At 73.9% G+C, this 22,419-nt stretch carries 18 protein-coding genes; 14 read left to right on the top strand and 4 right to left on the bottom strand.

Annotated features, from left to right (window positions below):
• Positions 1 to 100: 100 nt before the first annotated feature.
• Positions 101 to 1,645 (bottom strand): NAD(P)-binding domain-containing protein, encoded by a 1,545-nt coding sequence (locus B5D80_RS30360; protein WP_088647361.1) that lies wholly within the window; start codon positions 1,643 to 1,645, stop codon positions 101 to 103.
• Between the two features lie 63 nt (positions 1,646 to 1,708).
• On the opposite strand from B5D80_RS30360, the gene B5D80_RS30355 reads away from it, so the two are divergent.
• The 11 genes from B5D80_RS30355 (at position 1,709) to B5D80_RS30305 (ending at position 14,864) form a co-directional block, all read left to right on the top strand.
• Positions 1,709 to 3,220: an aromatic amino acid ammonia-lyase gene (locus B5D80_RS30355; protein ID WP_088647360.1), complete on the top strand. Its 1,512-nt coding sequence runs from the start codon at positions 1,709 to 1,711 to the stop codon at positions 3,218 to 3,220.
• Complete coding sequence (locus B5D80_RS30350; RefSeq protein ID WP_088647359.1) at positions 3,217 to 4,779, top strand: FAD-dependent oxidoreductase; 1,563 nt, start codon at positions 3,217 to 3,219, stop codon at positions 4,777 to 4,779. The genes B5D80_RS30355 and B5D80_RS30350 overlap by 4 nt, the downstream gene beginning before the upstream one ends.
• A gap of 1 nt (position 4,780) precedes the next feature.
• Complete coding sequence (locus B5D80_RS30345) at positions 4,781 to 5,842, top strand: alpha-hydroxy acid oxidase (protein WP_211291710.1); 1,062 nt, start codon at positions 4,781 to 4,783, stop codon at positions 5,840 to 5,842.
• A complete protein-coding gene (locus B5D80_RS30340) occupies positions 5,839 to 7,173 on the top strand; it encodes a cytochrome P450 (RefSeq protein WP_245855065.1) in 1,335 nt (444 codons plus the stop codon). Before B5D80_RS30345 ends, B5D80_RS30340 begins: the two co-directional genes overlap by 4 nt.
• A complete protein-coding gene (locus B5D80_RS30335) occupies positions 7,170 to 8,435 on the top strand; it encodes a cation:proton antiporter (RefSeq protein WP_088647358.1) in 1,266 nt (421 codons plus the stop codon). Before B5D80_RS30340 ends, B5D80_RS30335 begins: the two co-directional genes overlap by 4 nt.
• Positions 8,436 to 8,509: 74 nt before the next feature.
• Complete coding sequence (locus B5D80_RS30330) at positions 8,510 to 9,157, top strand: response regulator transcription factor (protein ID WP_169733127.1); 648 nt, start codon at positions 8,510 to 8,512, stop codon at positions 9,155 to 9,157.
• Positions 9,157 to 10,437, top strand: a complete 1,281-nt coding sequence (locus tag B5D80_RS30325) for a sensor histidine kinase (protein ID WP_088647356.1) — start codon at positions 9,157 to 9,159, stop codon at positions 10,435 to 10,437. Before B5D80_RS30330 ends, B5D80_RS30325 begins: the two co-directional genes overlap by 1 nt.
• A 129-nt stretch (positions 10,438 to 10,566) precedes the next feature.
• The gene (locus B5D80_RS30320; RefSeq protein ID WP_088647355.1) at positions 10,567 to 10,974 is read left to right on the top strand and encodes a YciI family protein; all 408 of its coding nucleotides are present in this window, start codon (positions 10,567 to 10,569) and stop codon (positions 10,972 to 10,974) included.
• Positions 10,975 to 10,976: 2 nt separating this feature from the next.
• The gene (locus tag B5D80_RS30315; RefSeq protein WP_088647354.1) at positions 10,977 to 12,122 is read left to right on the top strand and encodes an RNA polymerase sigma factor; all 1,146 of its coding nucleotides are present in this window, start codon (positions 10,977 to 10,979) and stop codon (positions 12,120 to 12,122) included.
• A 126-nt stretch (positions 12,123 to 12,248) separates the two neighbouring features.
• Positions 12,249 to 13,457, top strand: coding sequence for an MFS transporter (locus B5D80_RS30310; RefSeq protein WP_088647353.1), 1,209 nt, complete (start codon positions 12,249 to 12,251; stop codon positions 13,455 to 13,457).
• Positions 13,458 to 13,796: 339 nt separating this feature from the next.
• Complete coding sequence (locus B5D80_RS30305) at positions 13,797 to 14,864, top strand: TauD/TfdA family dioxygenase (protein WP_088647363.1); 1,068 nt, start codon at positions 13,797 to 13,799, stop codon at positions 14,862 to 14,864.
• Positions 14,865 to 14,954: 90 nt separating this feature from the next.
• Here the strand turns inward: B5D80_RS30305 and B5D80_RS30300 are convergent, their stop codons facing one another.
• Positions 14,955 to 16,292 (bottom strand): DUF4386 domain-containing protein, encoded by a 1,338-nt coding sequence (locus B5D80_RS30300; RefSeq protein WP_088647352.1) that lies wholly within the window; start codon positions 16,290 to 16,292, stop codon positions 14,955 to 14,957.
• A 93-nt stretch (positions 16,293 to 16,385) separates the two neighbouring features.
• On the opposite strand from B5D80_RS30300, the gene B5D80_RS30295 reads away from it, so the two are divergent.
• Positions 16,386 to 17,030: a TetR/AcrR family transcriptional regulator gene (locus tag B5D80_RS30295; protein WP_088647362.1), complete on the top strand. Its 645-nt coding sequence runs from the start codon at positions 16,386 to 16,388 to the stop codon at positions 17,028 to 17,030.
• A 67-nt stretch (positions 17,031 to 17,097) separates the two neighbouring features.
• Here the strand turns inward: B5D80_RS30295 and B5D80_RS30290 are convergent, their stop codons facing one another.
• Positions 17,098 to 19,431, bottom strand: a complete 2,334-nt coding sequence (locus B5D80_RS30290; RefSeq protein ID WP_144081809.1) for a cytochrome P450/oxidoreductase — start codon at positions 19,429 to 19,431, stop codon at positions 17,098 to 17,100.
• A 74-nt stretch (positions 19,432 to 19,505) separates the two neighbouring features.
• Positions 19,506 to 20,588 (bottom strand): NAD(P)-dependent alcohol dehydrogenase, encoded by a 1,083-nt coding sequence (locus B5D80_RS30285; RefSeq protein ID WP_088647350.1) that lies wholly within the window; start codon positions 20,586 to 20,588, stop codon positions 19,506 to 19,508.
• A 73-nt stretch (positions 20,589 to 20,661) separates the two neighbouring features.
• On the opposite strand from B5D80_RS30285, the gene B5D80_RS30280 reads away from it, so the two are divergent.
• The gene (locus B5D80_RS30280; RefSeq protein ID WP_088647349.1) at positions 20,662 to 22,131 is read left to right on the top strand and encodes an aldehyde dehydrogenase family protein; all 1,470 of its coding nucleotides are present in this window, start codon (positions 20,662 to 20,664) and stop codon (positions 22,129 to 22,131) included.
• Positions 22,128 to 22,419: hypothetical protein (locus B5D80_RS30275; protein ID WP_211291709.1), on the top strand; the 292-nt coding region annotated here is incomplete at its 3' end. The genes B5D80_RS30280 and B5D80_RS30275, both read left to right, overlap by 4 nt.

Here is a 22,419-nt window from a genome sequence, read left to right as displayed (position 1 = left end):
CCCGCGACCGGTCCGGTCGTGCCCGCCGTGCCGGCGGGGCTCCGTCGCGCGGCGGTCGGCGTGGTGGTGCTCCGCCCCGCGACGGCCGTCGTGGTGGTGCTCAGCCGGCATCGGACAGGACGCCCTTGAGGAACAGCGCCAGCGGCTGCTGGTGCACGCCGGGCAGGTCCCAGTTGTTCTCCAGGTTCTCGGCGAGGTGGTGGGTGGCGACGACCTGCCCACCCCGGTGCACCCGGACGACGGGGTGCAGGTAGCTGGCGTCGTGGGCGCGTTCGGCGTCGTTCTCGGCGATCCGGGGGACGGTGATGTCGAACGGGTCGACCTGGTCGTGGTCCGGGCCGTACTCCAGGGTGGTCACCACGGCGAACGGCTCGGGCCCCAGGCCACCGTCGTGCAGGTGGGCCACCGGCACCTCCTCGTGGTAGCGCGCGACGCCGTCGGCGATCACGACGACGTCGCCGAGGACGGTGAACTGCTGCCACAGCGCGGAGGTGCGGTTGATCCGGGCGATGATTGCGTCGGTGATCGCCTCCGGGGTGGCGTCCAGTGTGGTGGACGGCCACGGCGTGCCGTGGTAGCGGGCGTCGAGCATCCGGTGCAGGGCGCGTACGCCGTACCGGAAGCCGTGGATGAAGCCGTTGGTGGAGCGCTTGAAGTCGCGTTGCTGGGTGAGGGTGCCGGCGAAGAACAGGCCGGGCACGTTCACCGACTCGAAGCCGGAGGTCTGCTCGGGGAAGCGGTCGTTGATGACCAGCCGGGGCCGCGCCGACGCGTCGAAGATGTCCGCGTCGAACCGGAAGCCGGTGCACAGGATGATCCGGTCGTAGTCGAGCTGCCGCAGCGACTCGCGGGTGCGGGCGTACCGGAAGTCGATGCGCAAGCCGCCGTCGTCGCGGCGGGCGATCCGCTCGACGGTGCCGTCGAGGACCGCGTTCTGCGACTTGAGCTGGTAGGTGTCGAGGAAGTTGTTGTTCACCGCGCGCAGGTGCCCGACGTAGTGCGTCTGCCAGGCCAGCCGGATCGAGTGCGGGCCGGCGACGTGGATGACGGCGGCGGTCTCGACCAGGGCGTCGGCGGTCTCGAAGGCCGAGTTGCCCTTGCCGATGATCAGGACCCGCTGGTTGGTGAAGTCGTCCGGGTCGACGCTGACGGTGTCGTAGCGTTCGGCGAGTTCGACGCCCTCGATCGGCGGGACGTAGAGCTTCGAGACGCCGGTGGCCACGACGACCCGGCGGGCGGTCATGGTGTCGTCGCCGGTCTCGACGGTGAACAGGTCGCCGTCGCGGGCGATCCGGGTGACCCGGGTGTCGTAGCGGACCCGCAGCCCCTGCGCGAAGGCGGCGAGGTAGCGCACCATGTCGTCGGCGTCGGGGAAGTAGCGCCGGCTGAAGTTCCGGAACAGCAGCGCCGGATCGTCGGTGAGCAGCGAGTTCCAGTCGGAACGCAGGTTGAACTCCGGATCGTCGGAACCGGTCCAGACCTTGTTGATGGAGATCAACTGGCGGTGCCGCGGGTACCGGCTGAAGAACGTGCCCGGCGCCGGTCCGGCCTCCAGCACCAGATGGTCGCGGCCGTCGCGCTCCAGCAGGGCGGCGAGTTGGAGCCCGGCCGGCCCGGCTCCGATGATCAGGTAGTCGAGCGTCATGCGGCGCACCGTATCGGCCCGATTTCAAAGCGTTCTGAGAATCGCTCTCTAGGGTCCGGTCGCATGACGACAGAGGTTGATCTCGCGGCGCCGCTGCGGATCGCCGACCTGAGCGCCGCCCGCGACCCGGTCCGGGTCGTGGTCGGCGCTCAGGTCCGCGACCGGGTCACCCGCACCCGCACCTTCCTGTCCGAGGTGCTCGGCGAGGACCGCGCGGTGTACGGCAGCACCACCGGCTTCGGTGCCCTCGTCGGCTACGCCGGCCGCGCCGACCTGCGCGACCAGGCCGACAACACCCTCGCCCACCTCGGCGCGGGCCACGGCCCGGATCTCGCCCCCGAGATCGTCCGGGCCACCGTGCTGGTCCGGGCCTGGTCGCTGGCCCGGGGCGCGTCCGGGGTGTCCCCGCACGTCGTCGACGCGTTGGCGGCGATGCTCGGGACCACCTTCGTGCCCGCCGTGCCGAGGTGGGGTTCGGTCGGCGCGAGCGGTGACCTGATCCCGCTGGGCGCGGCGGCCCAGGCGCTACGCGGTCGCGGCCACGCCTACCTCGACGGGGTACGCCTGCCGGCCGCGCAGGCGCTGGAGAAGGCCGGCCTGACCCCGCTGCCACTGGACGGCCGGGACGCGCTGGCCCTGGTCAACGGCACCTCGCTGACCACCGCGGCGACGGCGCTGGCGCTGTCGGCCGTGCGCGCCGCGCACCGGGCGGCGCAGGCGCTCACCTGCCTGCTGGCCGACCTGCTCGGCTGCGACCCGCAGTTCCTCGACGCCCGGCTGCTGCGCGCGTACGGGCACCCGGGCGCGATCGACGTGGGCGCGCGGATGCGGCAGGTCGGCGCGGGGCTGGTCGCGTCGGGCGAGCGCCCGTTGCAGGAGCCGTACAGCATCCGCTGCGCGCCGCAGCTGCTCGGCGCGGCCGAGGACGCGCTGCGCCACGTCGACGGGGTGGTCGCCGCCGACCTGGGCAGCGTCAGCGACAACCCGCTGTTCTTCCCCGACGACGACCTCGTGGTGCACGGCGGCAACTTCTTCGGCCAGCCGGCCGCGTTCGCCGCCGACCTGCTGTCGATGGTGGTGGCGCAGGTCGGCAACCTCGTCGAACGGCAACTCGACCTGCTCGTCGACCCGCACCGCAACGGTGGCCTGCCGCCGATGCTGGCCGCCGGCCCGGGGCAACAGCACGGCCTGCAGGGGGTGCAGTTGGCCTCCACCGCGTTGATCGCCGAGATCCGCCGGGACGCCACGCCGGCGAGCATGCAGAGCCTGCCCACCAACCTGCACAACCAGGACGTCATCCCGCTCGGCACCCAGGCCGCCCTGCGGGTCTTCGACCAGGCCGGGCTGCTGCGGCTGATCGTCGGCTCGCTGGCGCTGGGGCTGCGGCAGGCCGCGTACGTGGGCGCGCGGACGCCCACCGCGCCGGGCTGCGCCCGGGTGCTGGCGGCGCTGGTCGCGGCGATCCCCCCGGTCGACCCGGACCGGCCGCTCGACGGCGACGTCCGGCGGGCCGCCGACGTGATGGACGCACTGGAACCCCCGTTGACCCCTCTCACCCTGGATGGCCCGTCGTGACGCTCGACTGTCTGATCATCGGAGCCGGCCCCGCCGGCCTGCAACTGGCCGCCCTGCTCGAGGCCGACGGCCGGCGCGACTATCTGGTGCTGGAGGGCGCGGACATCCCGGGCGCGTTCTTCGCCACCTACCCCCGGCACCGGCAACTGATCTCCATCAACAAGCCGCACACCGGCTCCGACGATCCGGAGCTCAACCTGCGGCTGGACTGGAACTCACTGCTCACCGACGATCCGGCGCTGCGGTTCACCAGGTACACCGAGCGGTACTTCCCGGACGCCGACATGATGGTCCGCTATCTGGCCGACTTCGCGGCGAAGACCGGGGTGAAGGTGCGCTACGGCGCGCGGGTGACCTCGGTGTCCAAGGTGGACGGCGTCTTCGAGGTGCAGGCGGGGGAGACCTTCCGGGCCCGGCGGGTGGTCGTCGCCACCGGCGTGTCCCGGCCGTACCTGCCGGACATTCCCGGGCTGGAGCTGGCCGAGCAGTACGCGGACATGCCCGTCGACCCGCGCGACTACCTCGACCAGAAGGTGCTGATCATCGGCAAGGGCAACTCCGCGTTCGAGACGGCGGACAGCCTGATGGAGACCACCACCCTGATCCACCTGGCCGGGCCCAGCTCGGTGCGGATGGCCTGGCGCACCCACTACGTCGGGCACCTGCGGGCGGTGAACAACAACTTCCTCGACACATACCAGCTCAAGTCGGCCAACGCGATCCTGGACGGCACCGTCCGGCGGATCACCCGCGACGCCGACGGCTACACGGTGACGTTCGCGTTCTCCCGCGCCGACGAGGTGACCAAGGAGCTGCGCTACGACCGGGTGCTCGTCTGCACCGGGTTCGCCTTCGACGCGTCGATCTTCGACGGGTCGTGCCGGCCGGAGCTGGCGATCAGGGACCGCTTCCCGGCCCAGACCGCGCAGTGGGAGTCGGTGAACGTGCCCGACCTGTTCTTCGCCGGCACCATCACCCAGCAGCGGGACTTCAAGCGCTCGACCAACGGGTTCATCCACGGTTTCCGGTACGCCGTACGGGCCCTGCACCGGATCCTCGAACGCCGGTACGGGGACACGCCGTGGCCGGCGGAGAAGCTGGACGCGACCGGGACGTCGATCGCCGACGCGATCATCGCCCGGGTCAACCGCACCTCCGCGCTGTGGCAGCAGTTCGAAGTCCTCGCCGACGTGGTGACCGTCGCCGACGCCGACGCGCGCTACCACGAGGAGGTGCCGGTGGACTACTTCACCGAGACCGGCCTGCGCACCGCCGACCACGACTACTCCGACGCGTTCGTGGTCACCCTGGAGTACGGCCCGGAGCACGACCAGGTGGACCCGTTCGACGTGACGGTGAAACGGGTCGCGCAGGACGTCGTCGGTCAGGCCCACGACGCGGCGTACCTGCACCCGGTCGTCCGCCACCACCGGGGCGGCCGGGTCGTCGCGACCCACCACCTGGCGGAGAACCTGGAGAACCGGTGGGACCGGCCGCAGGTGCACGTGACGCCGTTGGCCGCCTTCGTCGACCGGTGCCTGCGCGGGGCCGGGGACTGACGTGCCGACCCTCGACGAGGTGGCGTTGAACCTGGCCGACGTGGCCGCCGCCGCCCGCCGCCGCCTCGACCCGGTGCACTGGGACTTCTTCGCGGGCGGGGCCGGCGACGAACGTACCCTGCGGGCCAACGAGGCGGCCTTCGCCCGACGCTTCCTGCTTCCCCGGGTGCTGCGCGCCACCGGCGACCGGGACCTGCGGACCTCGCTGCTCGGCAGCCAGGTGTCGATGCCGGTGCTGGTCGCGCCGACCGCGTTCCACCGGCTTGCCCACCCCGACGGCGAGGTGGCCACCGCCCGCGCCGCTGCCGGGGCCGGCACGGTCATGGTGGTGAGCATGGCGGCCACCCGGCCGGTCGAGCGGATCGCGGCGGCCGGCGGGACGCTGTGGTTCCAGCTCTACCCGCACACCGACCTGGAGTTCACCACCACCGTGGTCCGGCGGGCGGTGGCCGCCGGCTGCCGGGCCCTGGTCGTCACGGTCGACTCGCCCGTGTTCGGTCGGCGCGAGCGCGACCTGCGGCACGGATTCGTCGACCTGCCACCCGGCATGGTCTGCGAGAACATGCGTGACGCGGACGGCCGGGTCCGGGACATCGAGATGAACGCCCGGGTGGGTTGGGAGCTGGTCGCCGTGCTGCGCCGGCTCACCACGGTGCCCATCCTGCTCAAGGGGGTGCTGCACCCCGAGGACGCCCGGCTGGCCGTCGAGCACGGGGTGGACGGGGTGGTGGTCTCCAACCACGGCGGCCGGCAACTCGACGGGGTGACGGCCACCCTGGACGCGTTGCCGGCCGTCGTGGCGGCCGTCGGCGGGCGGCTGCCGGTGCTGGTCGACGGCGGGTTGCGGCGCGGGGTCGACGTGCTCGTCGCGTTGGCGCTGGGGGCGACGGCCGTGCTGGTCGGCCGCCCGGTGCTGTGGGGGCTGGCGGCGGGCGGCGCGGCCGGGGTGCGGCACGTGCTCGACCTGCTGCGCGCCGACCTCGACCGGGCGTTGGCGCTGGTGGGTGCCGCGCGGCCGGGCGACCTGAGCGCCGACCTGGTCACCGTGGGAGCCCCGGCGTGAGCGCGCCGGTGCTGTGCGGCGTGCTGCTCGTGGCCGGGGTGGGCTGGACCCTGCCCCGGTGGCTGCCCCCGGCGGTGGTGCGGCTGCGGCAGTGGGTGTTCGCCCGGGTCAACGGCGAGGAGGGCATCCCGGTGCCCGGCCCGCTCGTCGACGTCGAGCACTTCGAGCGGCTGTACGCCGACCCGGCGGCCGACGGGCGTAGCCGGGGCGCCGGCCTGTCCGACCTGTTCTGGTACTGGCTGTCGCCCGGCCCGCACATGCACCAGGAGCACCTGGAGCCGGGGGAGCGGTACCGGACGGTGGCCGGGGTGACCCGGCAGGTGCTCGCGGTGCGACCGCAGCGCGCCGACGCGCTCGCCACCGCCGCCACCCGGCGGGTGCTCGACGGGCTGCCGGCCGGGCGGGTCCACGTCCGCCTGCGGGACCTGATGATGCCGGTGTGGGCGGAGGTCTTCCACGAGCTGATCTTCGACGAGGTGTGCCCGCCACACGTCCGGGCGCTGTACGTCGCCAACGCCACCGACGTGGTCGCCGCCCTGAAGTGCACCGGCCTGCGGCACCTGGACCGGCGGAACCCGTTGACCCGGTACCTGCGTGGACGCCTCGACGCGGGCACCTGCCCGGTGACGTTGCCGCCGCCGTTCACCACCGAGGAGACGGCCTGGTACCTGCACGGCGCGTTCGGCACCACGGCGGTGGTGCAGATGTCCGAGGCGATGGCGCACGTGCTGCTGGCCCTGGCCGCCCGGCCGGACCTGCAGCGGGGCCTGGACGACGACGCGTTGGACCGGGTGGTCGACGAGACGCTGCGGGTGCACCCGCTGTTCGGCGTCGCGCACCGGATCACCTCCGCGCCGATCGGGCTGCCCTCCGGGGTGACCCTGCCCGCCGGGTCGGTGCTGCTCTTCAACTACCTGGCGTTCCAGCGCAGCGGACCGGCCGGCGACGAGCGGTTCGACCCGGACCGGTGGCGCACGCTGCGCCGCCGCGACGCCCGGTTCATCCCGTACGGCGTCACCGCGAACCGGGCCTGCCCGGCGCGCGGGGTCGCGCCGGTGATGTTGCGCGCCGCGACCCGCGAGGTGCTGCGCCGGTACGCCCTGGCGTCCTCGGCCGCGCACAGCCGGTCGCTGCCCAGCCGGGGCCCGGCGTACCTGACCCCGGTCGGGGTGGCCGGTCCGGGGCGGCTGCGGCTGGCCGCGATGCGGTGGCGGGACCGCTGGGCCGACGTGGGTCGCAGCGTCCGGCAGCTCGTGCTCGGCGCCTGGATGGTCGTCGACGCCCGGCGACAACGGTTGTGCACCACCTACTTCGAGGAGGCGGTCCGGTGACCCCCACCCAGTTGGCTCCACGGTTCTTCATCGCGGTCGCGGTGATCCTGATCTTCTGCAAGGCGGTGGCCTGGCTGCTCGGTCGGGTGGGCCAGCCCGCCGTGGTCAGCGAGATGCTCGCCGGTGTGCTGTTGGGCCCGTCGCTGCTCGGCTTCGTGCTGCCGGACGTGAAGGACGCCCTGTTCCCGACCGCGCTGCTGCCGGTCCTGTACGTGGTGGGCCAGGTCGGCCTGGTGCTGTTCATGTTCCAGGCCGGGTACGCCTTCAGCACCCACCGGGTCACCGGCCTGGCCGGCACCGCCGGGCTGGTGTCGCTGGCCGGGGTGACCGGGCCGCTGGCCCTGGGGGTGGGGCTGGTCCTGGTCACCGCGGACGCCGTGCCGATGCGGGCCGAGGGGACGTCGATCGGGGTCTCGGCGGCGTTCGTCGGGGTGGCGTTGGCCATCACCGCCTTCCCGATGCTGGCCCGGATCATCACCGAACGCGGGCACGCCGGCACTCGGCACGGCACGCTGGCGCTGGCCAGCGGCGCGATCGACGACATGGTCGCCTGGATCATGTTGGCCGTGGTGCTGGCGTTCGCCTCCGGCCGGGCCGGGCCGGCGGTCGTCACCGCCGGTGGGGCGGTGCTGTTCGCGCTGGTGCTCTGGCTGTGCGGGCGGCGGGTGACCAGCGCGCTGATGACCAGCCCCGGTCTCAACGACTCCGCCCGGGTGCTCGGCACGGTGGCCCTGCTCTTCCTGGTGGCCTGGTACACCGACGAGATCGGGCTGTACGCGGTGTTCGGCGCGTTCGCGGTCGGCGTGGTGATGCCCCACACCGCGAACACCGATCGGGTGGTGGACACCCTCACCCCGGTCGCCGCGACGGTCTTCCTGCCGCTGTTCTTCACCTATTCGGGGCTGCGGACGGAGTTCGGGTTGCTCGGCAGCCCGCCGGTGCTGCTGTTCGCGGCGGCCTGCGTGACGGCGGCGATCGTCGGCAAGTTCGGTGCCTGCTGGGCGGCGGCTCGGCTCCGGGGCGAGTCGCAGGGCGTCGCGTTGCGGGTGGGCGCGTTGATGAACGCGCGGGGTCTGATGCAGCTCATCGCGCTCAACGTCGGCCTGGAGGCGGGCATCGTGAACGCCTCGCTGTTCACCGTGCTGGTGCTGGTGGCCCTGATCACCACGATGATGACGACTCCGCTGCTGAGCTGGATCGAGCGCCGGGAGGCCCGTCGGGGCGACGGCGTCCGGCCGCTGGCACTCGCGACGGTGAAATGACAAAAAGATAGCTATCACTATTTAGGCTCCCGCTGTGCGATTGTGGAGGCATGCACGGGGGAGGACCTAACCGGTTGCTGTTGGTCGAGGACGACGAGGAACTGGCCGATCTGCTCACCGAGACACTGAGCTGTGAGGGTTTCCTCGTCGACCGGGCCGCCGACGGCCAGCGTGGCCTGCACCTGGGGCTGACCCGCAGCTACGACGTGCTGGTCGTCGACCGGATGCTGCCGGCGCTGGACGGTCTCGACCTGGTCGCCCGGCTGCGGTCCCGGGCGGTCCCGACCCGGGCGCTGATGCTCACCGCGCTCGGCGGGGTCGGCGACCGGATCGCCGGGCTGGACGCCGGCGCCGACGACTACCTGGGCAAGCCGTTCGACCTGGACGAGTTGAGCGCCCGGGTCCGGGCGTTGTGCCGGCGTGGCCCGGATGCCACCACCGTGCTGCGCATCGGCACCGGGCGGCTCGACCTGACCTCGCACGACGCGGTGCTGGACGACGGCACCCGGGTGGCGCTGTCCGCCCGGGAGTTCGAGCTGCTGCGGGTGCTGGCGGCCCGGCCGAGCACCGTGCACTCCCGCAGCGAACTGCGCCGCCGGGTCTTCGACGAGGCAGCAGCGACGTCGCTGGTGGACACCTACGTCTACTACCTGCGGCGCAAACTCGGCCGGTCGGTGATCCGCACCGTGCACGGGCTCGGCTACCGACTCGGAGCGCTGTGATGGAGCTGGTGGAGCAGTCGATGGTACGCCGGGCCCGGCTGCGGATCGGGCTGCTGGTGGGGCTGGCCATCGGCGTCCTGCTGCTGCTGGCCGGCGGCATCTCGTACGCTGTCCTGGTCCGCAGCCAGGAGGCGCAGATCCACCGGGAGCTGGCCTGGGGCACCCAGCACGCCACCATTCCCGGTCCGCCCGCGTGCAGTTGGGTGTTCCGGTACAACGGGCTCACCACCGACACCGGCCTCAACCCGCCGCCGGCGGGCTTCCCGCTGACCGGGGCGCTGCGGTCGGTGGCGGCCACCGGGAGCACCGAGGTCACCACCGTCACCCGCAACGGCACCACCTACCACGTCCGCACCGAGTCGCGCAGCGACGGGGTGGTCGTCCAGGCGGTGTTCGACGCGCGGTTCCAACTGTCCGACCGCCGGCACCTGCTGCTGGCGTTCAGCCTCGCCGCGACGGTCGGGCTGGTCGTCGCCGTGCTGACCGGCGCCCTGGTCGGCCGGCGGGCCGTCGCACCGCTGGCGGAGGCGCTGACCCGGCAACGGCGGTTCATCGCCGACGCCAGCCACGAGCTGCGGACCCCGATCGCCCAGGTGCACATCCGGGCCCAGTTGATGGCGCGGCGGGCCCGCACCGGGGGCAGCGCCACCAGCCTGGAGGATCTCGACCGGCTGATCGGGGGCACCCGCCGGCTGGGCGAGATCGTCGACGACCTGCTGCTGTCGGCCCAGCTCGCCGCCGCTCCCGCCGACCGCCGCCCGTACCCTCCGGTCGACCTGACCGCGCTCGTGGCGGCGGCCGTGGCCGCCGAGACGGAACGGGCCGCCGAGCGGCAGGTCAGCCTCGCCGTCGACCTGCCCGACGGGTCGCTGCCGGTGCCGGGGGTCGCGTCGGCGCTGCGCCGGGTCGCCGGTGAGCTGCTGGCGAACGCGCTCGCCCACACCCCGCCCGGCGGCCGGATCGACGTGTCGTTGCGGGCCGGCGGCGACTACGTCGAGTTCGTGGTCGCCGACACCGGGGTCGGGTTCGACCAGGCCGACGCGCGGCGCATCTTCGACCGGTTCCACCGGGGCGGGGGTTCCGGGGAGCACCGGTTCGGGCTGGGGCTGGCCCTGCTCCAGGAGGTCGTGACGAGCCACCGGGGCACCATCGAGGCCGAGGGCCGGCCGCACCGGGGGGCGGTGTTCACCGTCCGCCTCCCCGCCGGCCGGGCACCCGAGGTGCCGGAGCGGGCCTCGGGCATCCGCCGCCTGCGGGTACGCCAGCTCGTCGACAGGTGAGTCGCGCCGGGCCGCGACACCCGGGGCGGAAAAAAAGTTCCGCCGCCGATGTCGAGAACGGCAGGCCGGCTCCGTCCCCGGGGTGAACGCGGCCAGAATGGGGGTCGCGCCGGCACCGAGGAGAGACCGATGGCGAAGTACCTGCTGCTCAAGCACTACCGGGGTGCCCCACCCGCGGTCAACGACGTCCCGATGGACCAGTGGACGCCCGAGGAGATCACCGCCCACGTGCGGTACATGAACGACTTCGCGGCCCGGCTGGAGGGCACCGGCGAGTTCGTCGACGGTCAGGCCCTCGCCCCCGAGGGGACGTTCGTCAGGTACGACGGGCCAGGGCGTCCGCCGGTCACCGACGGGCCGTTCGCCGAGACCAAGGATCTCGTCGCCGGCTGGATGGTGATCGACGTGGACAGCTACGACCGGGCCGTCGAGCTGGCCGGGGAGTTGTCGGCCGCGCCGGGGGCGGGTGGGAAGCCGATCCACGAGTGGCTGGAGCTGCGTCCGTTCCTGACCGCCCCGCCGACCGTCACCGACTGACGGTGGACGGTGACCTGCTGCGCCGGCTGATCCCGGAGGTGATCGGGGTGCTCGTGCGGCGCGGGGCGGACTTCGCAGCGGCCGAGGACGCCGTGCAGGACGCGCTGGTCCGGGCGCTGGACGTCTGGCCGGCCGACCCGCCCCGGGACCCGAAGGGCTGGCTGGTCACCGTGGCCTGGCACCGGTTCCTCGACGCGGGCCGGGCGGACGCCGCCCGTCGTCGGCGCGAGGACCTCGTCGTCGAGGAACCGGTGCCGGGGCCGACGTCGGAGGTGGACGACACGCTCCGGCTCTACTTCCTGTGCGCCCATCCGTCGCTGAGCCCGTCGTCGGCGGTCGCGTTGACCCTGCGTGCCGTCGGCGGGCTGACCACCCGCCAGATCGCCCGCGCCTACCTGGTGCCGGAGGCGACCATGGCGCAGCGGATCAGCCGGGCCAAGCGCACGGTGGCCGGGGTGCGCCTCGACCGGCCCGGCGACGTCGCCACCGTGCTGCGGGTGCTCTACCTGGTCTTCAACGAGGGCTACTCCGGTGACGTCGACCTCGTGGCCGAGGCGGTCCGGCTCACCCGGCAGCTCGCCGCGATGGTCGACGAGCCCGAGGTGGCCGGGCTGCTCGCCCTGATGCTGCTGCACCACGCCCGGCGCGCGGCCCGGACCACGCCCGACGGCGGCCTGGTCCCGCTCGCGGAGCAGGACCGCAGCCGGTGGGACACCGGTGCGATCGCCGAGGGGGTCCGCATCCTCCAGGCGGCCCTGGCCCGGGACCGGCTGGGCGAGTTCCAGGCCCAGGCGGCCATCGCCGCGTTGCACGCCGACGCGCCCGTCGCCGCCGAGACCGACTGGGTGCAGATCGTCGAGTGGTACGACGAACTCGTGCGGCTGACCGACAGCCCGGTCGTCAGGCTCAACCGGGCGGTGGCCGTCGGGGAGGCCGACGGGGCGCGGGCCGGGCTGGCGGCCCTCGCGGCGGTGGACCCGGCGGTGCCCCGGCACGCGGCGGTGACGGCGTACCTGCACGAGCGGGCCGGTGATCCGGTGACGGCGGCCCGGTGGTACGCCGAGGCCGCCCGCCGGGCCGCCCACCTGGCCGAACGCGACCACCTGGTCCGCCAGGCCGCCCGCCTCAACGCCCGCCCGGCCGGCTGACCTCCGGCCCGCGCCTGCCGGGCGGGGCTGACGGCGGCGCCGTCGACCCCGGTACCTGATGGATCGGTATTCTTGAATACTGCCGGGAGGGTCGCCTCCGCGGGTGCTGGGACGGGGGACCGGGCGATGACGGACCGTCGAACCCCCGCGGTGACCGTTGCGCCCCGGGCGGTCGCGGCGCTGGTCGCGCTGTCCGTCTCGGCGTTCTGCTACGTCGCCATGGAGACGCTGCCGGTCGGCATCCTGCCCCTGGTGGCCACCGACCTGGACGTGTCCGTGTCGCACGCGGGGCTGCTCGTCACCGGCTACGCGGTCACCGTCGCGGTCGTCTCGGTGCCGCTGACCCACGTCACCCGGCGGGTGCCGCGTCGCCGGCTGCTCGCTGTCCTGCTGGGCGTGCTGGTGGTCGCCACGCTGGTGTCGGCGGCCGCGCGCGACTATCAGGTGCTGCTCGGGGCCCGGGTGGTCGTCGCGCTCACCCAGGCGCTGTTCTGGGCGGTGGTCGCGCCGACCGCCGCCGGCATGTTCCCGGTCCGGGTACGCGGACGGGTCACCTCCGTGGTGTTCGCCGGGGCGTCGCTCGGGCCGATGCTCGGCGTGCCGGCCGGCACCTGGCTCGGCCAGCAGTGGGGGTGGCGGGCGGCGTTCCTGGCCCTGGCCGCGCTGGCGCTGGCCGCGTTCGTGGCGGTCGGGACGCTGATGCCGCCGGTTGCGGTCGGGGCGACGCACGCGTCGACCGGCACCACCCCGGACGCCCGCCGGTACGCGGTCGTCGTGGTGGCCACCGCGCTGGCGGTGGGGGGCCTGTTCACGGCGTTCACCTACACCGCCGTGTTCCTGACCGACGTCTCCGGGTTCGCCCCGGGGGCTCTCGGCCTGTTGCTGCTGATGCGGGGCCTTGCGGACTTCGCCGGCATCACCGCCGGGGGGATCGCGAGTGATCGCCACCAGCGGGCGGCGATGGTGGCCCCGGTGCTGCTGCTGGTGGTGGCCCTGCTCGGGATGTTCCTGCTGGCCGCCTCGCCGGTGGCGACCGGGGTGCTGCTGGCCGCCTCCGGGTTCGCTACGGGCGCGTTGACCCCGGCGGTGCAGAACAGGGTGCTGGAGGTGGCTCCGGGCCGCGCCGACCTGGCGGCGGCCGGCAACTCCGCCGCCTTCAACGTCGGCATCGCCGGCGGGTCCCTGCTCGGTGCGGTGGTGCTGTCCCGGTTCGGGGTGCGCGGCACGGCGTTGGCGGGTGGCCTGATGGCCGCGGCGGCGCTGGTCGTCCTGCTGGCCGAGCCGCTGGTCGCCCGGGACGGTCAGACGCGACGGGCCGCCCGGGAACGCGGATAGATCGTATTGCGAGACGGTGTCTCTGTTGACGTTGCGGTGGGGGTTGGTTAGCCTGGACCGATCATCGCCAGCCGCAGGAGAACGCCATGATCCGAGTTCCGCAAGGCTCTGGATTGCTGGTGCGCGGTTACGAGGAGCCGCTGCGGGTCCACCCGCCGCGGGAGGGTATGCGCCCCGGGACCGCCGCCGGGGACCCGCAGACCCCGTTCTGATGGATCGGCCCGCCGCCTCCCGCCCGGGACACGGCGAGCGCCCACGTCGTTGATCAGCCCGATGGCGGCACCGCCCGCCCGGGACACCGACCCGTTTCCGCAGAACCGAACCTCGGAGCGCATCATCATGACCACCGCAATCGATCTCGCCCCCATCTCCGGTCCGTCCGCCTGGCGCGGTGACGAGCTGCGTACCTCGACCGAGTGGGTCTACCAGCTCAGTGACGCCGAGCGCGCCGAACTGGAGACCGTCGGCCGCCAGTTCGTCGCCGACAACCCCGACCTGCGTACGGTGACCGCCGCCGACTACCCGCTGCCGGCCTGCGCCGGCCTCAACGAGGAGTGCGCCCGCCAGCTCGACTCGGGACGCGGCTTCATCCTGGTCCGGGGCCTGCGTACGGAGGAGTACGGCGACACCCTCGCCGGGGCGATCTTCTTCCTGATGGGGCTGCACCTCGGCGTGCCGATGGGGCAGAACCAGATGGGTGACGTGCTCGACCACGTCATCGCCACCTCCAACAAGACCCTCGACGACCCGTCGGCGCTGCCGTCGCGGGTCCGCGACCGGCTGCCGTTCCACTCCGACAGCTCCGACGTCGTCGCGCTGATGTGCCTGCGGGCGGCCAAGGCCGGCGGGGCGAGCAGCCTGGTCAGCGGCACCACGATCTACAACGAGATCCTGCGTCGCCGGCCCGACCTCGCGCCGCTGCTGTTCGAGTCGTGGCACTGGGACTGGCACCGGCAGGACCCGGACGCCCCGGCCCGCACCTACACCTCGCCGATCTGCAGCTACGTCGACGGCATCTTCAGCACCTACGCCGGCAGCTCGATGATCTTCTCGGCGCAGGACTACCCCGAAGTGCCCCGGCTCACCGAGGCGCAGATCGAGCTGCTGCACCTCTACGACGAGGTGTCCCAGTCCCCCGGCCTGGCCCTGGACATGGACTTCCAGCCCGGCGACGTGCAGTGGCTGCTGAACTACGCCGCCCTGCACTCGCGGACCGGTTACGTCGACTTCCCGGAGCCGGAGCGTCGCCGGCACCTGCTGCGGCTGTGGCTCAAGCGCGACGTCGGACGGCCGCTGGTCGACGGGTTCGGCAAGCACGTGGTGACCGAGCGCGGCAGCGAGATCGCGCCGGGCGGCCGGTTCCGCATCGCCGAGGCGGTCGAGCCCAACTTCGAGTGGGGCAACTGACCCACCGGCCCCTCGTCAGGACGGCCCGCAGCGCCCCAGTGTCGTGGCGCGGCGGGCCGTCCGCGTACGGTCGTCCGAACGGTCGTGCGGTCACGTCGCGGCGAGCGGCCGGACGTCGGCGTCCGGCGCGACCGGGCGGGCCGGGGTCCGGCGGTGCCGGGCGGCGTGCACGAGCAGCCAACCCAGCAGGACCACCTCACCGACGAAGGTGACCCCGGCGACCTGTACCGGATAGCCGGCCGCGACCAGCGGCCCGGCCGAGTCGGCCAGGTAGCCCGCGCCGGCGACCGCCACCAGTGCCGCCACCCAGGTCGGCACGGCGTCCGACCGGCGGGCCAGCCATCCGACCAGCAGCAGGTGGACGCCGAACAGCAGCAGCCCCAGGCTCCAGACCTGCTGGAAGCCGGTGAGCCCCGGGTACCCGTCGGCGCGCAGCCGGTCGGCCCCCGCACCGTCGCGCAGCAGGCCGGCGACGCCGGTCAGGTGGGCGACCGCCACGGCGAGGACGACCGCGTAGCCGGTGCGGCACCACGCCGCGAGCAGGGCGACGGTGGGTTGGGCGTGGTCGAGGAACGCCCGCAGCGCCCAGCCGACCAGCACGTCGAGACAGGCCACCGCGAACAGGGCGACGACGGCCAGGGTGAGCGCCGGGCGCTGGGCGGGCAGCCGGGCGGCGGTGTCGGCCGCGTCGGCGGCGAGCAGCGGTTGCACCACGCCGAAGTTGGCCCACCCGGCGAGCACCGCCATCAGCAGCAGTCCCACCCCGGCGGCCAGTGCCGCGCGGTGGGCGCGGGAGCGGCCCGCCCCGCCCGCTGCGGTGGCGGCGGTCCCGACGGCGGTGGCCGGCGGGGCCGCGGTGATGGCGGGCGAGTCGGTGGCCGGCGGGCCGGGCGAGGCGGCGGTGGCCGGCGCGAGCCCCCGGATGAGCAGCAGCACGCCGAGGGCGATCTCGAACAGCCCGCCCGGGACGGCCAGCGCGACGCCGGTCCCCACCCCGGCCAGCTCGGCTGCCGCACCGGCCGCCAGCAGCGCGTAGCCGGCGACGCCCCAGCCGGCGAACCACCGGGGCAGCCAGCGTCGCCGGGCCAGTGCCAGGCAGAACGGCAGGCTGCCCAGCCCCAGCGACAGCATGGCGAGCTGGTAGGCCAGCTCGGCGGCGCCGTCGCCGTACCGGTCGCGCAGCACGAGGCCGGCGGCGAGCAGGAACGCCTCCGCGCCCCGGGCCACCAGGTAACCCCAGGCGACGCCGGGGTGCGACCGGCGCAGTGCCCGGAAGGCCAGTGCGCCGATGGCGGCCACCAGCACGGAGTTGGCCAGCACCAGGGCCACCCCGGCCGGTCGCCCGGCGAGGGCGCTGCCGACGCCGTAGGCGACGAACGCCGACAGGAAGAACGCGCCGGCCCACCGACCGGCCACACGCAGGGACATCGTCGCCTCCCGGATCTTCGTACTTAGTACGACTTACTTAGTACGGTACGGTGGTTCGTGCAGGCGGTCAACCGGGTGTCAGGGGAGCGACTGGTGGGCGAACCGGTGCGGCAGCTCAGCCGGGAACGGGTGCTGGCGGCCGCGGTCGCCATCGCCGACGCCGACGGGCTCGGCGCGCTGACCATGCGCTCGCTCGCCGCCGCACTGCACGCCAAGCCGATGTCGCTCTACCACTACATCCGCAACAAGGAGGAACTGCTCGACGCGCTCGTCGACGGCGTCTTCGCCGAGATCGACCTGCCCGTGCCGGGCGGCGACTGGCGGGCCGAGGTACGCCGCCGCTGCCTGTCGGCCCGTGCCGTCCTGGCCCGGCACCCCTGGGCGCTGACCCTGATCGAGACCCGGACCAGCCCCGGCCCGGCCACCCTGCGCCACCACGACGCCATGCTCGGCGTGCTGCGGGGCGGGGGGTTCTCGTTGCCGATGACGGCCCACGCGTACGCGATCATCGACGCGTACGTGTTCGGGTTCGTGTTGCAGGAGGCGTCGCTGCCGTTCGACACCGGCGACGCCGCCACCCAGGTCGCCGACGCGATCATGGCGGGGTTCGCGGCGGGGGAGTACCCGCACCTGGTCGAGTTCGCCACCGGGCACGTGAACCAGCCCGGCTACCACTTCGGCGGGCAGTTCACCTTCGGCCTCGACCTGATCCTCGACGCCCTGGCGAACGCGGCCTGACGACCACCGGTGGCGGACGTCCGGACGGGCCGGCCCCGGGACCCGGGCCGGCCCGTCCGGACAGGACCTACAGGTCCAGCACCAGCCGCTCCGAGCGGCACCGCCCGACACAGATCATCATGCTGCGCCCGGCCGTCCGCTCCTGCTCGGTCAGCAGCGAGTCACGGTGCTCCGGCGTGCCGGCGAGCACCCGGGTCTCGCACGCGCCGCAGTAGCCCTTCTCGCAGTCGTAGGTCAGGCCCGGCACGACCTCGCGCAGCACGTCGATCATGCGACGGTCCCGGGGCACCCGCAGGGTCGCCCCGGTGCGCGCCAGGTGCACCTCGAACTCGGTGTTCGCCGCCGGGTCGAAGGCGACCTCCAGGTCGTCACCGGCGGTGAACCGCTCGACGTGCAGCCGCTCCGACCGGCCGGTCGCGGCGCAGACCCGCTCCAGCGCGTCGATCATGCCGGTCGGCCCGCAACAGTAGACGGCAGTGTCCGGGCCGGTGGAGTCGAGCAGCGCCCCCAGGTCGGGCAGGCCCGCCTCGTCCTGCGGCAGCAGGGTCACCCGGTCGCCGGCGAGCGCGGTCACCTCGTCGACGAAGGCCATCGAGGCCCGGCTGCGACCGCCGTACACCAGCCGGAACGGCACGCCCCGGCGGTCGGCCTCGCGGGCCATCGCCAGGATCGGGGTGATCCCGATGCCCCCGGCGAGGAAGAGGTAGTCGGGGGCGTCGACGAGCGGGAAGTGGTTGCGCGGGCCGCGCACCGCGAGGGTGACGCCCGCGCGGGCGAGCGCGTGCAGCTCCACCGAACCACCCCGGCCGGCGGGCTCCCGCAGCGCCGCGATCCGGTAGTGCCGGGTGTCGTCCGGGTCGCCGCACAGCGAGTACTGCCGGACCCGCCCGGACGGCAGCCGCACCTCCAGGTGCGCGCCGGGCGCCCAGGGCGGCAGCTCCGCGCCGGTCGGGTCGGCCAGGCGTACCTCCAGCACGTCGTCGGTGGCGGTGGTGGTGGCCGCCATTACCAGCTCGCGGTCGCCGGTCAGGCTGGCGGTGGGCCGGGTCCCCGCCGCGTCGGCGTCGCGGCGGGGACCCGGGGTGAAGACGGCCGGGATCGCGTCCCAACCGCTCTGGTTGCCCCGGGTGGGGTAGGCGACGAGCCCCTCCTCCACCACCCGGAAGTCGGGCAGCCGGGTGAGCACCTGCGTGATCATCTCGCGGAACATCAGCCGGGCCAGGTGGGCGCCGGCGCAGCGGTGGCTGCCGATGCCGAAGCTCAGGTGCCGGGCGGCGTCGCGGTCGAGCCGCAGCTGCTCGGGGTCGGGGAAGACCGCCGGGTCGTGGTTGGCCGCGACCCAGGGGATCAGCACCCGCTCACCGGCGGTGACCGGGCAGCCGCCGACCTCGGTGTCGGTGCGGACGGTACGGGCCATCGACTGGGACGGGGCGAACACCCGCAGGAACTCGTCGGTGGCGGTGAGCAGCAGGTCGGGGGAGTCGATCAGGCGCTGCCGGTCCTCGGGGTGCCGGCTCAGGTGCACCAGGGTGGAGCCGGTCAGCGAGGTGGTGGTGTCCACCCCGCCCGCGATCAGCAGCCCGATGACCGAGACCAGCTCGTCGGCGTCGAACAGCTCCCCGTCGGGGCGGCGCTGGGCGGCCAGGTAGCTCACCGCGTCGCCGGTCGGCGCGGCCCGCCGCTCGACGATCAGCTCGCGGATGCGCTGGTCGAGGTAGGCCAGGCCGGCGGCTCCGCGTACGGCGCGTTCGCTGCCGGGCAGCGCGGCGAAGATGTCGTGGATCGGGCCGGCGAGCTTGGCCCAGTCGGATTCGGGGAAGCCCAGCCAGTCGAGGGTGACGGCGGCCGGCAGCGGGTTGGTCAGGTCGCGGACGAAGTCCACCGACCCCTCGGCGATGAACGCGTCCACCACGCGGGTGGTGTGCCGGGCGACCATCGGGGCCAGTTCGGCGACCGCGTCCTGGGTGAGCAGCGGGTTGATCAGGTCGCGGTAGCCGGTCGCGGCGGGCGGGTCCAGCTCGATCGGGTACTGCTCCAGGCCGGGGCCCCGGGGGATGACGATGGCGGTGCCGTCACCCCCGGCGGTGGCGCGGGCGGAGGAGAAGGTGTCGTCGTCGCGGGCGATCCGGACCACGTCGGCGTACCGGGTGGTGTAGACGAAACCGCCGTGCGCGTCGGTCCGGCCGACCGGGCAGGTCTGCCGGAACTCGCGGTAGTAGCCCACCGGGTCGGTGTTGCACTCGGCCGAGTGGTGGTCGAAGGGCGCGGCGGGCCGGTCTTCGGTCGCGGTCGGCGCGGCGGCCGGGGCGGTGCGCTGCTGTTCGGTCATCGGGACGTGCTCCACAGGTGCGGGACGCTGCGCGGTGTTGCCCAGCCGCGCCACTGGGTGTGGGTCTGACACCAAGGGTAATGTCGCTCACATTGCGAGACAATGTTTCACGATGAGATACAGCAGTGTCGATGGGGTGGCCCCGGTCAGAGGGTCAGGACGGCCTTGCCGACCTCGCCGGAGCGCAGCGCCGCCACCGCCTCGTTGATCTGCGCGAAGGGGAACCGGGTGATCAGGCGGTCCACCGGGAAGTTGCCGGCGGCGTGCAGGTCCAGCAGCCTGGGCAGGAACACCTGCGGCAGGCTGCTGCCGCCGATGATGCCGGTGATGCTGCGGCCGTTGAGCACGCTGCGCCACTCGAAGCTCATCTGCTCGCTCGGGCCGATCCCGACCACGCCGCACCGGCCGAGCGGGCCGAGCGACTCGACCGCGAGGCGCAGCACGTCCTCCCGGCCGGTGGTGTCGATCGCGACGTCGAAGCCGTGCGGGGCGATCGCGGTCAGCAGCTCGCGCGGGTCGCCGTCGGTGGAGTTCACCCCGTGGGTCGCGCCGAGCAGTCGGGCCGTGTCGAGCTTGCCGGCGTTGACGTCGACCGCCGCGACGACGGCGCAACCGGCCACCCGGGCGGCCAGGATCGCCGCCACGCCCACCGCGCCCGCGCCGAAGACGACGACCGAGGAGCCGACCTCCGGGCGCAGCACGTTGAGCACCGCGCCGGCCCCGGTGCCGAAACCGCAGCCGAACGGGCCGACCACGCCCAGGTCGACCTCCTTGCTGATCGGCACCACCGCGCGGGCCGGGGCGACCACGTGACTGGCGAACGACGACTGGCCCAGGAAGTGGCCGTTGACGGGCTGCCCGTCGCGGGACAGCGCCGTGCTGCCGTCCGGTCGCCGGCCGGTGAAGTTGACCGCGTCGAACCGGCGGCAGTAGGCGGGGTTTCCGGCGCGGCACAACGGGCAGTCGCCGCAGGAGGTGAAGCTCATCGCGACGTGGTCGCCCGGGGAGACGCCGGTGACCCGCTCGCCGACCTGCTCGACGACCCCGCTGCCCTCGTGGCCGAGTACCGCCGGGGTGGGGAAGAAGTTGGCGAACTCCAGGTCGGTCGCGCAGATCCCCACGCTGTGCACCCGGACCAGCACCTCGTCCGGCCCGGGGTCGGCGAGGTCGATCTGCTGGAGGGTGAACGGCCCTCCCGCGTTCTCCAGCACCGCCGCTGTGATCCGCACGCGCCCTCCCTAGTGACTCACAAAGCGAGATTGCATCTTGACATGCGAAACGTGGAGGGTCAAGGATTCGCACATGGCTGACCTGGACATCCCCACCGCCCGCCAGCTCGTCGACGGCGACTGGACCCCCGCCGCCGACGGCGGTGAGCTGCCGGTGCTCGATCCCGCCACCCGGGAGACCATCCAGTCGGTGGCCCGCGCCCGCGCGGTCGACGTCGACCACGCCGTCGCCGCCGCCCGCCGGGCCGCCCCCGGCTGGGCAACCACCTCGCCCAGCGAGCGCGGCGCGATCCTTTCGCGCTGGGCCGCGCTGATCGGCGAGCACGTCGAGGAACTCGCCGCGTACGAGGCGCGTGACGTGGGCAAACCCCGCTCCGGCGGGCGGCTCAACATGTACATCGCCCAGGGCATCGTCGACTACTTCGCCGGGGCCGCCGACAAGCTCACCGGCGTCACCCTGCCCACCCGCACGCCCGACTACTTCGGCTACACCCGGCCCGAGCCGTACGGCGTCTGCGCGGTGATCATCCCGTGGAACGTGCCGGCCGTGCTCACCGCCGCCAACGTCGCCCCGGCGCTGGCCGCCGGCAACACGGTGGTGCTGAAGCCGTCCGAGGTCGCGCCGTTGTCGCCGTTCGCGCTGGCCGAGCTGGGCCGCCGGGCCGGCCTGCCGCCGGGCGTGCTCAACGTGGTCACCGGGCTCGGTCCCGAGGCCGGGGTCGCGCTCACCGGGCACGCCGACATCGACCACATCAGCTTCGTCGGCTCGACGGTGACCGGCCGGTCTGTCATGCGCGCCGCCGCCCAGCACCTCGTCCCGGTCAAGCTGGAGCTGGGCGGCAAGTCCCCGAACGTGGTCTTCGCCGACGCCGACCTGGACGCGGCGATCCCGGCGATCATCGCCTCGATCACCGAGAACGCCGGCCAGAACTGCTACGCCGGCTCCCGGCTGCTGGTCGAGGAGTCGATCCGGGCCGAGGTGGTCGAGCGGGTCGCCGCCGGCATGGCGGCCATCCGGACCGGCCCCTGGGACCAGGACCTGGACATGGGCCCGCTGGTCAGCCAGGCCCAGTACGAGCGGGTCCGGGGGTTCCTGGCCGAGGCCCCGGCCGCCGGGGCCCGGCTGGTCGTCGGCGGCGAGCCGGCCACCGCCGCCTTCGACGACGGCTGGTACGTCGCCCCCACGGTCTTCGACCAGGTCGACTCGGACATGCGGCTGGCCCGCGAGGAGGTCTTCGGCCCGGTGCTGGCGGTGCAGGGGTTCCGGGGCGTCGACGAGGCGGTGGCCCTGATGAACGGCACCGACTTCGGCCTGCTGGCCTGCATCTGGACCACCGACGTGTCGCGGGCGCTGCGGGTGGCCGGGCAGGCCCGCGCCGGGCAGGTCGCGGTCAACCAGTTCCACGACGCCGGGGTGATCGGCTTTCCGTTCAACATGCAGAAGGAGAGCGGCTTCAGTCGGGGCGGCGGCTACGCGGCGCTGCGCGAGTACACCCAGGAGAAGGCTGTCGCGGTCCGGCTGCTCGACCGACCGTCGGCGTGAGCCGATCGGGTGAGCTGGCGGCGGCCCGCCCACGGCTGGCCGTCGCCGCCGCGCCGCCGCCGGCCGCGTTCGCCCAGTGGCTCGCCGAACTCGCGTTCGGCGGCGCCGGCTGGCCGGAGCTGCTGGCCGCGGTGGCGCAGCGGACCGGCGCGGCCTGCCGGCTGGTCGCCGAGACGGGGGAACTGCTCGCCGACAGCGACGGGGCGGGCGGTCCGGGGCGCGACGCCGCACCGGACGACGTGCGCCGTGCCCTGGCCGCCGGTCGGGCCGGCGGGGCGGGGCCGCCGG

This window comes from Micromonospora wenchangensis, from assembly GCF_002210435.1.
In the GTDB taxonomy this organism is placed as follows: Bacteria; Actinomycetota; Actinomycetes; order Mycobacteriales; family Micromonosporaceae; genus Micromonospora; species Micromonospora wenchangensis.
This window is presented reverse-complemented; position numbering and strand designations above follow the sequence as displayed.

Bases quoted from the DNA above. Each gene is read 5' to 3' on its own strand.
- B5D80_RS30360 (WP_088647361.1), bottom strand. From the start codon at position 1,645: ATGACGCTCGACTACCTGATCATCGGAGCCGGGCCGGCCGGGCTCCAA.
- B5D80_RS30355 (WP_088647360.1), top strand. From the start codon at position 1,709: ATGACGACAGAGGTTGATCTCGCGGCGCCGCTGCGGATCGCCGACCTG.
- B5D80_RS30325 (WP_088647356.1), top strand. From the start codon at position 9,157: ATGGAGCTGGTGGAGCAGTCGATGGTACGCCGGGCCCGGCTGCGGATC.
- B5D80_RS30320 (WP_088647355.1), top strand. From the start codon at position 10,567: ATGGCGAAGTACCTGCTGCTCAAGCACTACCGGGGTGCCCCACCCGCG.
- B5D80_RS30310 (WP_088647353.1), top strand. From the start codon at position 12,249: ATGACGGACCGTCGAACCCCCGCGGTGACCGTTGCGCCCCGGGCGGTC.
- B5D80_RS30305 (WP_088647363.1), top strand. From the start codon at position 13,797: ATGACCACCGCAATCGATCTCGCCCCCATCTCCGGTCCGTCCGCCTGG.
- B5D80_RS30300 (WP_088647352.1), bottom strand. From the start codon at position 16,292: ATGTCCCTGCGTGTGGCCGGTCGGTGGGCCGGCGCGTTCTTCCTGTCG.
- B5D80_RS30280 (WP_088647349.1), top strand. From the start codon at position 20,662: ATGGCTGACCTGGACATCCCCACCGCCCGCCAGCTCGTCGACGGCGAC.